Annotated in this window: 13 protein-coding genes; 7 read left to right on the top strand and 6 right to left on the bottom strand. The window is 41.3% G+C overall.

The features are described from left to right. Positions 1–121: 121 nt before the first annotated feature. On the bottom strand, positions 122–277 hold the full coding sequence (gene pirA, locus V7K89_RS05445; RefSeq protein WP_199784718.1) for an arginine synthesis PII-interacting regulator PirA: 156 nt from the start codon (positions 275–277) through the stop codon (positions 122–124). 108 nt (positions 278–385) lie between these two features. Between pirA and V7K89_RS05440 the strand changes: the two genes are divergently transcribed. The 3 genes from V7K89_RS05440 (at position 386) to V7K89_RS05430 (ending at position 2,866) form a co-directional block, all read left to right on the top strand. Further along, complete coding sequence (locus V7K89_RS05440; RefSeq protein WP_335185068.1) at positions 386–1,189, top strand: SAM hydrolase/SAM-dependent halogenase family protein; 804 nt, start codon at positions 386–388, stop codon at positions 1,187–1,189. Between the two features lie 331 nt (positions 1,190–1,520). Beyond that, a complete protein-coding gene (locus V7K89_RS05435) occupies positions 1,521–2,177 on the top strand; it encodes a DUF2301 domain-containing membrane protein (protein WP_335185066.1) in 657 nt (218 codons plus the stop codon). Further along, entirely contained in the window at positions 2,177–2,866 is a 690-nt protein-coding gene (locus tag V7K89_RS05430; protein WP_335185063.1) for a YdcF family protein, read from the top strand. Before V7K89_RS05435 ends, V7K89_RS05430 begins: the two co-directional genes overlap by 1 nt. Positions 2,867–2,965: 99 nt before the next feature. Here V7K89_RS05430 and V7K89_RS05425 read toward each other — a convergent pair whose 3' ends face one another. Next, positions 2,966–4,102: an alpha/beta hydrolase gene (locus V7K89_RS05425; RefSeq protein WP_335185097.1), complete on the bottom strand. Its 1,137-nt coding sequence runs from the start codon at positions 4,100–4,102 to the stop codon at positions 2,966–2,968. A 220-nt stretch (positions 4,103–4,322) separates the two neighbouring features. Between V7K89_RS05425 and dprA the strand changes: the two genes are divergently transcribed. Beyond that, a complete protein-coding gene (dprA, locus tag V7K89_RS05420; RefSeq protein WP_335185061.1) occupies positions 4,323–5,465 on the top strand; it encodes a DNA-processing protein DprA in 1,143 nt (380 codons plus the stop codon). 316 nt (positions 5,466–5,781) lie between these two features. On the opposite strand, the gene V7K89_RS05415 is transcribed toward dprA, so the two are convergent. The 3 genes from V7K89_RS05415 to V7K89_RS05405 form a co-directional block, all read right to left on the bottom strand. After that, the gene (locus V7K89_RS05415; RefSeq protein WP_335185060.1) at positions 5,782–7,353 is read right to left on the bottom strand and encodes a serine hydrolase; all 1,572 of its coding nucleotides are present in this window, start codon (positions 7,351–7,353) and stop codon (positions 5,782–5,784) included. A gap of 174 nt (positions 7,354–7,527) precedes the next feature. Continuing rightward, on the bottom strand, positions 7,528–8,268 hold the full coding sequence (locus V7K89_RS05410) for an RNA methyltransferase (protein ID WP_335185058.1): 741 nt from the start codon (positions 8,266–8,268) through the stop codon (positions 7,528–7,530). 344 nt (positions 8,269–8,612) lie between these two features. Next, positions 8,613–9,500, bottom strand: coding sequence for a VOC family protein (locus tag V7K89_RS05405; protein WP_335185056.1), 888 nt, complete (start codon positions 9,498–9,500; stop codon positions 8,613–8,615). A 527-nt stretch (positions 9,501–10,027) separates the two neighbouring features. Between V7K89_RS05405 and V7K89_RS05400 the strand changes: the two genes are divergently transcribed. From V7K89_RS05400 to V7K89_RS05390, 3 genes are read left to right on the top strand one after another with little or no spacing between them, the layout of a single operon-like run. Next, complete coding sequence (locus tag V7K89_RS05400; protein ID WP_335185054.1) at positions 10,028–11,020, top strand: ABC transporter ATP-binding protein; 993 nt, start codon at positions 10,028–10,030, stop codon at positions 11,018–11,020. Then, on the top strand, positions 11,017–11,835 hold the full coding sequence (locus V7K89_RS05395) for an ABC transporter permease (protein ID WP_335185052.1): 819 nt from the start codon (positions 11,017–11,019) through the stop codon (positions 11,833–11,835). Before V7K89_RS05400 ends, V7K89_RS05395 begins: the two co-directional genes overlap by 4 nt. A 45-nt stretch (positions 11,836–11,880) precedes the next feature. Further along, the gene (locus tag V7K89_RS05390) at positions 11,881–12,711 is read left to right on the top strand and encodes an ABC transporter permease (RefSeq protein WP_335185051.1); all 831 of its coding nucleotides are present in this window, start codon (positions 11,881–11,883) and stop codon (positions 12,709–12,711) included. A gap of 322 nt (positions 12,712–13,033) precedes the next feature. Here the strand turns inward: V7K89_RS05390 and V7K89_RS05385 are convergent. Further along, a partial coding sequence (locus V7K89_RS05385) for an FAD-dependent oxidoreductase (protein WP_335185049.1) occupies positions 13,034–13,497 on the bottom strand: 464 nt, incomplete at its 5' end.

The following is a 13,497-nucleotide window of genomic DNA, read 5'->3' as shown; positions in this document are numbered from 1 at the left end:
GGAATAATTCAATTAATTGCAAAACGCTGTTAAAGCGAAATTACCAGAAAACTCCCTGAAAACAAAAAAAAACCCGCCGTAGCGGGTTGCACAACAAAACTATGAACAATGAAAACTTGATTTAGCTGGAATATCTCATTTCAGCTTCCAGTTGACGAATTAGCTGTTCGTCGCCTTTTGCTCTGGCTATTTCCAAGCGATGCTCTAGGCTTCTTTGAATATTGGCTCTGTGAGCTTCTCGTGATTTGCTTATGCTTTGTAGTCTATTTTGATTCATAGTGATTACCTCGCTTAATCTTTCAATTTATGTCTTGTATTCTTAACATAGCACATATTTTGTAGCTGTTGCTACAGAAAATATCTTTTTTATATATTTTATCAAAATATGTCTAATAACCAGATAGATCGACAACCACTCGTGACCTTACTGAGCGATTTCGGTGATCGCGATGTTTATGTAGGCATAATCAAGGGAGTCATAGCCCAAATCAACCCCAGACTGACGGTGGTAGATTTAACGCACCAAATTCTGCCGCAAGACATCGCCGCAGCTAGGTTTAGCCTGATGAATGCTTATGGCCATTTCCCAATTGGGACAGTGCATCTGGCAGTAGTAGATCCGGGTGTGGGAAGCAAGCGACGGGCGATCGCAGTAGAATTTGCTCAAGGGTTTTTGGTCGGGCCAGATAATGGTATCTTTAGCGGGGTACTCAGTCAAAGTCTGGCGATCACAGCCGTAGAACTTACAAATCTTAATTATTGGCGAACTCCTCAACCAAGCAAGATTTTTCACGGTAGAGATATCTTTGCACCAGTGGCAGCTAATCTTGCTAGTGGTGTTCCTCTAAAACAGCTAGGACAAGAAATCGACCCAATAAGTTTGGTAAAGCTGGATATAGGCAACTGCAAGCAGACAAAAACTGGTGTAGTGGGTTGCATTCAATATATTGACCACTTTGGCAACCTAGTGAGTAACATTCCAGTGAGTTACGTGCAAAACAAAAGTTGGTATGTGCAAGTTGCTGGATTGAGTATACCAGGCTGTGAAACTTACAGTGAGGTCAAAGTGGGAGAGATAATAGCTTTAGTTGGCAGTCATGGCTGGGTAGAAATTGCCATTAATTGCGGACATGCTCACTCACAATTACAGATTAATTTACAAGATGCGTTAGAAGTCTTGTTTTTTTAAGAAAATCAGACAAGTGAATATTGCTAAAGTTAAGACAGTGAAAAATCACCAGGCTGCAAAGTGCCTGTTGGTAATTTGTGGAAAAGACAAAGAAAGGGGAAAATCTATAGATATAAAACGGAGGGTGGACACTGCACACCACCTAAAAATAAGCATTTTAACTCGCCGTAGGCAGTGTGAATCTAACAAAAATTTCCAGAAAGTAACTGCTAAAAGATGTAAGTTTAGGAATGGTGACATGAAGTTCGCCTTATTGCTCATAATAATAAAAGTAACCCTTGAGCAATTTCCCGTTGTACTCTACTAGAGAATCATAATTATATTCTTAGCTATGACTACACAAACACTCTCTGCACCAGAAGTTTATCAAGGTCAGTTTGGGGAATTTACAATTACTCAGAGTGATCGCACTGGCGTAATTATCTATCGCGCTGGATTAATGGTAGCAGCACTGAGCTTTGCCATCGGCAGCGCCTTGATTTTACTCAACAATAACCCAACTGTTGTAACTTTACTGACACCTCTATATGCTTGTTTTAGTCTCGCTCTTGGTGTAAGTTTATTTACCATCCATATCTATATGGCATCACTGCACCGAACGTTGCAAGTTTTTTGGGCGATCGGTAGTATCGCATCAGTGATATTGGCAATCACTAATAGTGAACCTTTAGCTCTTGCTGTTTACAATCAGCCAATTACCTTATTTGGGGTTGGTTTTATCTTCGTAGCTTTAACAGGTATTTATTTTAAAGAGGCTTTTTGCTTCAATCGCCTGGAAACCAAAGTATTAACCCCAATTGTACCGCTACTGTTGTTAGGACATTTGGTGGGAATTTTACCAACTCAAGGAGAAAGCATTTTATTAGGAACTTGGGCGATATTATTTTTAGTGTTTGCCCTGCGAAAGACAGTCCAAGCAATTCCTGCTGATATTGGAGATAAGTCTGTGTTTACCTACTTGAAAGAACAACGTTTAGCTAAGGGTTAATGCGGATAAAAAATCGTCGGTGTCAAAAATTTCCCAAAATTAAACTAATCAAACGCCAAGAAATGTGGACACTTACGGCTCAAGGGTGGGCGATTGCGATCGCTTTGATTGTTTACTTAATATTTTTCATTATTACTCATGTACACTCATTTCTCGCCGTAACTTCCCCGATCGAATCAGCAGAAGTATTAATTGTTGAAGGATGGCTACCAGATTACGCTATAGAAGAAGCTTTGACTGAATTTCAAACCGGTTCTTATCATCAAATAATTACTACCGGAGGCACATTAGGAAAAGGAAGTTATCTTACTGGATACAAGAACTTTGCAGACGTGTCAGCAGCCACCTTCATCAAACTTGGTTTAGAAGCAGAAAAAGTAGTAGCTGTTCCGACACCTTTCGTGGTTAAGGATCGTAGTTATGCATCTGCTGCTGAATTTGAACGTTGGCTATCCAATTCAAATTTAAAGATCGAATCGATTAATCTTTTTTCCTTGGACGTTCATGCCCGTAGGAGTTGGTTTCTTTTTAAAAAAATACTTACCCCTCGAATTAATGTTGGCGTAATCGCCGCTAAAACGCAAGATTATAATCCAAACAAATGGTGGAGTTCTAGTGAAGGTGTGCGAATGGTTATTGATGAAGGCATCGCTTATATTTATGCACGGTTTTTGAATTGGAAAGCCTAACAGTGATACAGCAGAAATGTTGGCTTCAGAAGCTATTTAATTTTGAATTTTAGATTTTAGATTTTTCAGTCAATCCAAAATCCAAAATTCAAAATAGTATTACTTACCCAGGATTTGTAATAATGCTTGCCGATAAATTTTCAGACCCTCTGCATTCAGATGGTCGCCATCACTGGTGTAATTTTCTTTAAGAACATTATTTTCATATAGTGGTGCTAGTCCAGCTGCGGCAACTGGCACTTTTTCTGTTTCAGCAACTTGATTAATCAGAACATTAATTTGTTCAATTCTAGCAAGTGGGGCTGCTACAGTTGGATCTGAGCTTGCTGCAACTGTCGAATAAAAAGCCGGAATCAGAAAAATCTCTTTAGTTCCCATTGTGCGGACAAGTGCGATCGCCTCTTGGAGATTTTTGCTAAATAATTCATCACTAATTTTATACAAAGCATCATTTCCACCTATGGCAATAATGGCTTTTTCGCATTTCACTTTGGTAGGAATTAAACTTTTGAGTTGTTCTAGTAATGAGATTGTACTCAAACCATTTAACCCAAAATTAAAAGTGCCACTCCCAAGAGTATTGCCAAGTCCAGCCGAAATAGAATCGCCAAATAAGCAACCTGAGAACTGTTTATCTTGGGCAGCGAGTGTTTGATATTGTAGTGCAATTTTCCCTAAAGGTGAAGAACTTACGTCATCTTTCGGCGGTGCATCAGCAGAACTAGAAGAGGAATTTGCCATGCCGACTAGTTTCTGAATTTTTGACACATCAACAACTAATTGATTACTAGGATAGGCTTGTAGAAAGCTGGTTATTCCTAGACCTTCTGGCGATTTTGCTCCGATGATAATAGCAGATCGTAGCGCTTGTATACTAGCTTGATCGCGACGGGCGATCGTACCAGAAGCAAAAGATAAAATTTGCTTGCCCATTCCTGTATTTATCAGCTTATCTAAAGCCACAATATCAAGCGACATTTTCACCTGAAGAGCTTCTTGGAACTTCTGTTTGTCTTTAACGCTGAGGTAATGTAGGAAAGATTGCAGAGCGGCAGAAACCTTTTGTGTCTCGCCATAGTTACGTATATCTGCCACCGGGATTGATTGCTCAAACAATCCGTACCTAACGGTAACTTTTTCAGCTGCCAAACTAGGCAATAAACCAAGGCCACTATGCAGCAGTAAAAATATTAAGCACCCAGATAGGCTTATTAGAAGACGATAAAAATATTTCATCACAGAAGATAAGAGGATAGATAGTCAATAATTAATAGTCAAGAGTCAAGAGTCAAAAGTCAAGGGGGATTGGGCACAAGAGGCAGAGCGAAGGGTGCACAGGAGAGGAATTTTCCCCTTGCTTCCCTACTCCCCTGCTCTCCTACCTCCTCATCCCCTTTCACATCAATAGCTAACCCTAATTTGGGAATACTCAATCCAGTGGTGTGAGGATAGAAATGTGGTAGATGAAAGCGCATATTGGCTAGCTTGGGCGCAAATTTCGGGAATTGGGCCGGTATTACTGCGACGGCTGCAACAGCATTTTGGCACGCTGGCAACAGCTTGGAAGGCTACTAAGGTACAGTTGGGAGAAGTAGAAGGTTTGGGTTTCCAAACACTAGAAAAAGTAGTACAACAGCGATCGCGTTTGCACCCAGAACAACTATTCACCAAGCACCAGCAGGAAAACTCTCATTTCTGGACACCAGCAGATGCAGATTATCCCCGCTTACTGCTAGAAACTCCCAGTCCACCGCCAATTTTGTACTATCGCGGTGAAGTCGAACTCCAAGAAAATCTCGGACAAAAACCAATGGTTGGGATTGTCGGAACCCGCCAACCCTCAGAATATGGTATCCGTTGGACTCGCCAAATTAGTACAGCTTTGGCTAAAAATGGCTTTACAGTCGTTTCTGGGATGGCAGAGGGAATTGACACAGAAAGTCACATCGCTGCCATGAAAGCTGGTGGACGGACGATCGCAGTTTTGGGGACTGGCGTAGATGTGATCTATCCACATAAAAATCGGGATTTGTACAAGCAAATTTTGACGGCTGGGTTAGTCGTAAGTGAATACCCCACAAAAACCCCACCCGATCGCACTCACTTTCCCCGGCGCAACCGAATTATTGCAGGCTTAAGCCGCGCCATCCTAGTAATGGAAGCGCCATTAAAATCTGGTGCTTTAATAACAGCTACCTACGCAAATGAATTTGGTAGAGATGTCTATGCATTACCTGGGAGACTAGACGATTATCCATCTCAAGGGTGCTTAAAGTTATTGAGTCAGGGAGCTTCCTTCATTGTTAAAGAACTAGACGAATTGTTAACAATGTTAGGAGCGATACCACAAATTGATGCAATTGAGGCTTTTATAGCACCAGAGAAGTTAAGTTTGCCAACTTTATCGCCAGAGTTGCAAACGGTAATGAATGCGTTCGCCGCAGGCGTGCCGGAGGCACTCGCAAGTGATGCTTTACCCTTCGATTTTATTGTCCAACAAACTGGTATGGCTGCTGGCTTAGTTTCTAGTGCTTTGTTACAGCTGGAACTTATGGGTTTCGTTTGCCAACTACCAGGAATGCGATATCAAAAAAGTTAAAAGTTAAAAGACAACAAGATTATTTAACTTTGTTTTTAGCAATTATCAACTCTAGTTCAGTGTTTATTTACATATTTTTGAATCGATCGTCAATTTGCAATTAAAAAATTTATAATTTACGTCTAGTATTAATTAGGTGTTGAAACTCTTGTAATTTCATTGATGATTTCCAAATTCTATTTTTGGGCTAACCCGGAAAGCTTATTGGACAACGGGATTTTTCAATTCATATCAAACATAATTTATAATTATTTTTTTATAAATATTTAAATCCCATTTATAACGAAATTACCATCATTAAAAAGAGAATTACGAATTATCTTGGGGGATAATACTGCGGATTCATAACTGGAGATTGATAACCATTTGTCGGCACAGTACCTCCCATACCGTTGGGTACAGGGCTGACAACAGGAGGCTGATAAATGCTCATGGGCGCAGTGCCTGTTGTACCGTTAGGTAAAGCAGGATTTGCAACCTGGGGCTGATAACCATTTGCGGGTACAGTGTTTATAGTGGTGTTGGGTGTGATAGGATTTTGGCTAAACTCTTGGTAGGCTGCACGAGAAATTGAGCTAATCAATTTTTCGGCGCGAGGATCGTTTGCTGGGCGTTGTACCATGACGGAAGCTATGTAGCGCTTGCCAGTTGGAACAACAATTAAACCTGTATCTGCCAACATTGTGCCGATATCACCCGTTTTATGGTATGCTCTTGCACCTGTTCCCAAACCTGCTGGCAGCAGAGTGTCTTTTTGGGTACGACGCAAGATATCGAGCATGAGATCGCGTGATGGCATACTGACTAAATTTCCCTGACTCACAATCGCCATTAAATTCCCTAGTTCCTTGGGACTAGTGGTGTTTGTCCCTTGCAAATCTGGGAGTTGATTACGAATTGTTGTGGTTGTCAATCCCCAACTACGGAAACGCTGGTTTAAAGCATCGATTCCTCCCAGTCGAGCAATCAGCATATTTGTCGCCGTATTGTCGCTGATTGTAATCATCTTAGTGACGACTTCCAAAGCGGCATACTGAGTTCCTGGTGGTTTGTATTGCAGATTTCCTGAACCACCAACTACCATATCCTGTTGCATGGTCAACATGTCATCTAGGCGAATTTTCCCCGCATCCACATCCTGGAAAAAGGCAATCAGAATCGGCACTTTAATCGTGCTAGCCGCCGGAAAACTGGTAGAGGCATTGATATCTATATAATTACCAGTATCTAAATCTACTAAGAAAATTCCGGGTGTGAGATTTGGGTTGGTGGCCACCAAATTTTGCACGGCATTTTTCAAAGAGGTAATTTCCTGAGATAGGTATAGACTCGAAGCTACGGTTGGGGGAGTTTGGGTAGGTTGTGGCTGCGATCGCGCCACATTACTAATATTACTATTAGATTGCGACGCCGAGTTCGTGCTGATGCGATTAGCTGGGTCTAATACTGACAACGCTGTGCCGACAATTGCACCCATCCCAACACCTACAATCAACAACCGCAAAACATACAACATGGTTTTTGCCATTGGCTTTAACCGGGTTTTCCGTGATGAACGCCTACCCATTTTTGGCTTTTCCATCCGTACTGTTTTAACCATCACAGCACCTGGTCGGAAGGGAGGAATTTTTCCCTTGACACTAGGTATTGGTTTTACTGCCGTTGGCATGACTAACCCCGATTTTACCCTACGTGTAGCGCCAGGGATTGAGGGAGGACTGATTTGATTTTTTGGGCGTGTTAGTGTCCCTTCTTTTCCATTTGTAGTTTGCTGCTGACTGTTAGCTTTAACTTTCTTTACCACTTTTTGAACTTTTTGTGGCTGCTGGCGGCGATTTAAGGGTTGACGCCGCGAGAAAGCTGTTAGTTCGCCACTTGATTCTGACACCGTTACTCCTTGTGACCCACTTGACTGTTTTCTTGCAGACTCTTAACCCCAAATTTAATTTTTAAGCAATATTAATACTCAAATTCCACTTTGCCACTAAGTAGCATTTTTGTGTTTAGTTTAAGCGATATTAAATATTTTGGGGAGATGATTGCATATATATTAAACGAATAATTACAAGTTTTCACTATTCTTCTGGTTTTTCAGGGCCCATTCTACCTGCTGCAAAATTCCTCGCAGCATGGCTACCTCCCCAGTTTTCAAGTGAGCGCGATTATACAATTGGCGAAATTTTACCATGCGACTAGCTGCCGTATGGGGATATACATAACCAATTTTCAGTAATAGTGATTCTAATTGCTGGTAGTATCCTTCCACAACATCTAAAGGTGCGAGTTCAGTTTGAGGTAGGGTTTGAGTGTCAAGTTGTTGGGCAGATTGTGACAATTCATAACAACAGATTGCTACAGCAGTAGCCAAATTCAGGGCGACATAATCCTGACTTGTAGGAATACCAACAAACCGCTGTGCATAATTTAATTCTTCATTGCTTAATCCCCGGTCTTCTCTGCCAAAAATCAGTGCTGTGGGTTTTTCTGCTTCCTCCAGTAACCAGGGTAGTGCAGTGCGGGGATTTTCTAAGGGTGTTTCCCAACTGCGAACACGACCAGTGGTAGCGATCGCCCGTACACATCCATGTAATGCTTCTGGTAAGGTCGCCACGAATACCGCAGATTCTAAAATTTCTTTAGCGTGAACAGCCATCATCAAAGCTTCCGTCGATAGTGGATCGCATTGGGGGTTCACTAATACTAAATTATATAGCCCGAAATTTTTCATTACTCTGGCGATTGCGCCGATATTTATCGGCCCAGCTGGTTCTACCAACACAATTCTTAATCCAGCCAAGCCCATTTTTTGCCTCCTGCAATCGCACCAGATAATACTTACAGGCCAATTTTCAGCGTTGTGATTTTGCTGAAGAGTTTCCTTGAAATCATTTTAGCTGTGTAAGTGAATGCCTGCGTCACGTCTGAACAGTTCAACGCAATCTCCGTCGTTGGGTTAGTCGTTCGAATCTCAAATGCTATTGACAAGAGAGTTTAAAGACATCATCTGTCAGAAGCAAGCAGAAAGAATAGTCCGCATATAGTTATCTATCTATAGATAACTATATGCATAGATCGTGGCATAAGTTTCTTCAGCGCTGAAGGGCTTGCATCTTCACGTCTTTGGGTGTTTTTTGCTCATCAACCAACTTACTCCATTAATTCCTTGGGTGGTAATCCGCCCCAGTGAGCCACGGCTTGCAGAGTATCCTTCCATACTTTCGGTCTTTGAGGAAAATCTTCGTGCCAGGGTCGGGGTTCAAAATATCCTACTTCGTTGAGCATGATATCTATTTGGGTAAATAGTTCGACTATATTTTTGTCAGGATCTTTATGATACGTAGCGATGTTATGTCCTATCCCGTGGCGCACAGGCCCCCAAAGAGGTGTAATGTTGTGCCTTGCCAAAAAATCACAAGCAGTTTGCATCTGTGCCCAGTCTCGTAATTGAAAGGCAATATGGAACATTTTTTGCTGTTTAGACTGCAAAAAATTCATCGTATGGTGATCCTGATTGCATCGCATGAAGACAAAGCTATCTTCGAGCCAGTCAGACACGCGAAAGCCTAACATATTCTGATAAAAATCAACACATTTATGGACATCATGCACATACATGGCGACGTGACCTAATTTTTCCGGGACGATGCCTGTTTCTCGAAACCCATGACTGACTTGTTGAATAGTTGAATATAGCTGGAGAGTATGTCCTTCCGGATCGCAAAACTCAAGCAGTTCCGGTATTCCTGGTTGGGCATCTGTTTTTTGCTCTACCTGGATACCTGCGTCACGCAGTTGTTTCGCTACCTTTTTCAATGTCTGACTACCATCAATTTGAAAAGCAAAGTGATTATGACCACTTTCTGTAGAGGGATAGAGGATGATTGTATGATGATCTACTGCACAGCTTAAATAGACGGCTCCATCAGAGCCTCGTTCGGTCAGAGTAAACCCCAAAATTTCTGTATAGTATGCCAGCATACCTTCTACATCTGGCGTTTTAAATCCGGCATGACCTATCTTTGCTACTTGTACCATTTTTTTCTCCTTTGCATCTTGAATTGATTTGACGTTAGCACTTGAAAACAGACAGTCTTGCTAAGGTTGCAAAACCGGGTTGACTTGAAGTCCTTAATTTCCACTTCAGTGAGTCCAGATAAAAGCTGATTCGGTGGTGTTGTAGATATGTGGTTGATGGCGTTTAGATTTAACCAAGTCAAACGTTTACAAAAGTAGAACAACAAATTTAAAACACCACCCAATATCGTATGCCTACTTCAGACAACAGACTATTTGCGTTCACATGTCATCGCCTAGAGGTCATGAAGCCACCTTGCAGTTCGCAAGCTCGTGGATATACTGCTGAAGCGATCACGGCTCCCGTCCGAGAATAACTCCTAGCACGAGCGCATTCCCACCAGGAAAACCATATTGATCGTAGTCAGTGTACATCACTGACAACCTCAAAATAGCTTTATTCATTTGCAGTCAGAGTATTGAAAACTGGTTAGTATATGTATTCTAGGTAAAAAACACTTCTGCAAGCGATAACAGACTAACAAAATATGTCTCACATTCTGGTCGAAAATCTCAGGAAAACTTTCTTTGTGTCTGAACGTTCTTCTGGGCTTTTCGGTTCAATACGAGGGCTTGTGCAGCGAAAAACTAGAGAAGTTTATGCCCTTAAAGGAGTTTCGTTTTCCTTGGAGCGGGGAGAACTTGTAGGATACATTGGCCCAAATGGAGCTGGTAAATCGACTACGATTAAAATTTTAAGCGGTATTCTCGTACCTTCCAGTGGAAAATGTTTAATTGGCGGCCGAACTCCTTGGAAAGATCGAATCAAGCACGTTAATCGTATCGGTGTAGTGTTTGGACAAAGAACACAACTCTGGTGGGATTTGCCAGTGATTGAGTCTTTCGATTTGCTGCGGGATATTTATCGCGTTCCCCAATTAGAGTATCGCCAGACACGTGAAGAAATGATTGATTTGCTTGATCTTGGAAGTTTTCTCTCGACTCCCGTGAGGCAGTTAAGCCTTGGTCAAAGGATGCGATGTGACTTTGCCGCCGCAATGCTTCACAGACCAGAAATTCTTTTTCTTGATGAACCCACCATCGGACTTGATGCAGTTTCCAAGCTTGCAGTCAGAAAATTTATCAAAGCGCTGAATAAAACTCATCAAGTAACTACCATCCTGACTACCCATGATCTGGATGATATCGAGGCATTGTGCGATCGCATAATTATTATTGGTGGAGGTGAAATCCTTTGTGATGGATCTCTAGCAGCACTGCGTTCTCAAGTTTCCTCGCGTCGGTACTTAAGAATCGACCTAGCAAACGATGATTTCTTTTTTGAGGAAGAAGGAGTCAGTATTATCTTTAAAGAAGGTCGCACCGTAACTCTCGCCTTCGATCCCACAAAGCTTTCTGCTGCGTCTTTGATCAGCCAAGTTACCTCGCAACATGAAGTAGAGGATCTTTTTGTGGAAAATCCACCCATTGAGGAGATAATTGCTGAACTTTATGCAATTTCAGCAGGAATTGTTACATGAAAGCATATTGGTCGTTGTTTGTTGCTAGATTTACCCTGCTGTTGCAATACCGTACTGCTGCATTGGCAGGCGTTGTAACTCAGCTTTTTTGGGGATTAGTGAAAGTAATGGTTTTACAAGCATTCTTTACTCATGCAACCTCTGCTCAACCGATGACTTTTCAACAGGCTGTAGGATATGTGTGGCTGGAACAGGCGTTTCTGATGGCCATTGTCCCTTGGGGAGGTGATAGAGATATTCAAGAACTCATACGATCTGGTGCTGTAGGATACGATCTTCTCCGACCTACAGACCTTTATAATTTTTGGTTTACTCGCGCTTTGGCACTTCGCACAACACCCCTGATACTTCGTGCTATTCCACTTCTTGGTGTCACAATTTTTATTTTCCCCCTTTTAGGGTTTTATGAATGGTCGCTTTCTATTCCACCCTCCTTTGCTTCTTTTGTTGCCTTTTTTCTCTCTTTTATTGGTGCAATTTTACTTTCATCTGCATTGACAATGCTTCTTACTGTATCAATGATGTGGACAATTTCTGGTGAGGGGATTAATAGTATTCTACCAACTCTTGTGATTATTTTCTCTGGCATGATTGTTCCTTTACCACTTTTTCCTGAGTGGAGCAAGCCTTTTTTGAATGTACTTCCTTTTTCCGGACTAATCGACAAACCTTTTCGTCTTTTTACTGGTAATCTTCAAGCAAGCGCACTGTTTAATGTTTTACTGCATCAAACTTTCTGGATAGTTGTCATTATTATGCTTGGGCGTTTCCTTGTGAAATATGGCATCAGAAAGCTTGTAATTCAGGGAGGATGAATAAATAATTCGTAATTTTGTCAAGCAGGAAGCTAAGTTAGGTAATTGATTTTAGATAAAAATCACGATGCGGCTATGAATGATTTTTTGCTTTACCTTCGATATATTTCTGTATCTTTCAAGTCGCAAATGCAGTACAAAGTTTATTTTTGGCTGCAAGTCATAGGACAGTTTTTAGGAACTACTGTTGGATTTTTTGGAGTCTGGGCACTTTTTACTCGTTTTAATAATATTGGTTTGTGGACTTTGAATGAAGTTGCTCTCTTTTATGGAATAGTTAATATTTCTTTCGCCTGTGCTGATGCCCTTGGAAAAGGTTTTGACTCATTTACAACAATAATTAAAAGTGGAGACTTCGACCGATTACTTCTTCGTCCACGTACTACAGCACTTCAACTTTTAGGTAAAGAATTTACTTTGAAACAAATCGGAAGATTACTTCAAGGAATTGTTATTATGTGGTGGTCACTTTCATCTCTCCATATCCCTTTAACTCTTAAAAATTTATGGCTTTTGGGCGCTTCATTTCTTGGTGGAGTTGCGCTATTTGTTGGCATTGTCATTATGCAAGCAACCATCACCTTCTGGACTATTGAATCTCTCGAAATTATGAATATCCTCACTTATGGAGGAGTCGAAACGGCTCAGTACCCACTTGCAATTTATAGTAAATGGTTTCAGCGATTTTTTACTTTTTTGATACCGCTTGCTTGCGTCAGTTATTTTCCTTTGCTTGCAGTACTTGAAAAAGAAAATGTGTTTTTAGTGCCTTTGTGGTTTTGTTATATCTCGCCAATCGCAGGTATTCTCTTTCTGATGGTTGCGCTGAAGCTTTGGAAAATAGGAGAGCAATACTATTGTTCTACTGGCAGTTAGGACAACAAAATTTTAACTGTGTACTCAGATGCATTTTAAATGGGCAGATCGTTCTTTTATAGAACTTACGGAAAATATCTCTCAAACTCTGATTTCTCCATGCCCTCTGTGCCTCTGCGGTTCGTTATTCCGTAACTTGTGCGTAAGTCCTAATCTTCTAGTAGCCTTGACGCTGTAACAGATTTGGACTTCTAAAAAAAAGTTTTTGATTGTATGCAATAGGCTCTGGTTTGGAAAGTTAGAAGCTAGAAATAAAAATATACTGACCTCTGGCTTCTGACTCATTTGAGAGCGTTATATTGATTACTGAGGACTAAGTACTTTACTTTTCGGTGTAGTCGTCAGAAAAACGTTCGTCCCTTGGAATCCTGGGATGATGATGATTTAGTTGATTAGTATTAATTAGTTTTTTCTGTTGAGCAGGGATATTTCGCCAACCTAAATCTTTGAGGATTCTTTGGACTGCAACTTCACCTGTTCTACAACCCCCTTCCATATATCCTTGGTAGGAGGGAGAGCAGTGTTCACTAGCAAAAAATAGATTACCTACACGTTCTTGTTCAGCTCCACTTATCCCTGTCCATTGTCCGACTAAATAGCAAGCATAGGAGGCTCTTGTGTATTTCTCTCCAGGCCAATAGGTGCGAATGGCTTGACCTTGACGCAGGTTTTTGATTCCGGGGAAAATCTGATTTATAGCAACCGCCAGGTTGGTTAGGACACTAAACTCAGAACATACTCCATTGCCGCTCGCAAGGTAGGGAAGTACTCCAGTTGCTTGCGGAT

Source organism: Nostoc sp. (assembly GCF_036917515.1).
GTDB lineage: Bacteria > Cyanobacteriota > Cyanobacteriia > Cyanobacteriales > Nostocaceae > Nostoc.
The sequence above is the reverse complement of the archived record's forward strand: the minus strand, read 5'-3'. Positions and strand labels throughout refer to the sequence as shown.

Excerpts from the sequence above, each read along its gene's own strand:
- V7K89_RS05395 (WP_335185052.1), top strand. The coding sequence starts at position 11,017 with ATGAAAGCATATTGGTCGTTGTTTGTTGCTAGATTTACCCTGCTGTTG.
- V7K89_RS05405 (WP_335185056.1), bottom strand. The coding sequence starts at position 9,500 with ATGGTACAAGTAGCAAAGATAGGTCATGCCGGATTTAAAACGCCAGAT.
- V7K89_RS05400 (WP_335185054.1), top strand. The coding sequence starts at position 10,028 with ATGTCTCACATTCTGGTCGAAAATCTCAGGAAAACTTTCTTTGTGTCT.
- V7K89_RS05440 (WP_335185068.1), top strand. The coding sequence starts at position 386 with ATGTCTAATAACCAGATAGATCGACAACCACTCGTGACCTTACTGAGC.
- pirA (WP_199784718.1), bottom strand. The coding sequence starts at position 277 with ATGAATCAAAATAGACTACAAAGCATAAGCAAATCACGAGAAGCTCAC.
- V7K89_RS05430 (WP_335185063.1), top strand. The coding sequence starts at position 2,177 with ATGCGGATAAAAAATCGTCGGTGTCAAAAATTTCCCAAAATTAAACTA.
- V7K89_RS05425 (WP_335185097.1), bottom strand. The coding sequence starts at position 4,102 with ATGAAATATTTTTATCGTCTTCTAATAAGCCTATCTGGGTGCTTAATA.
- V7K89_RS05410 (WP_335185058.1), bottom strand. The coding sequence starts at position 8,268 with ATGGGCTTGGCTGGATTAAGAATTGTGTTGGTAGAACCAGCTGGGCCG.
- V7K89_RS05435 (WP_335185066.1), top strand. The coding sequence starts at position 1,521 with ATGACTACACAAACACTCTCTGCACCAGAAGTTTATCAAGGTCAGTTT.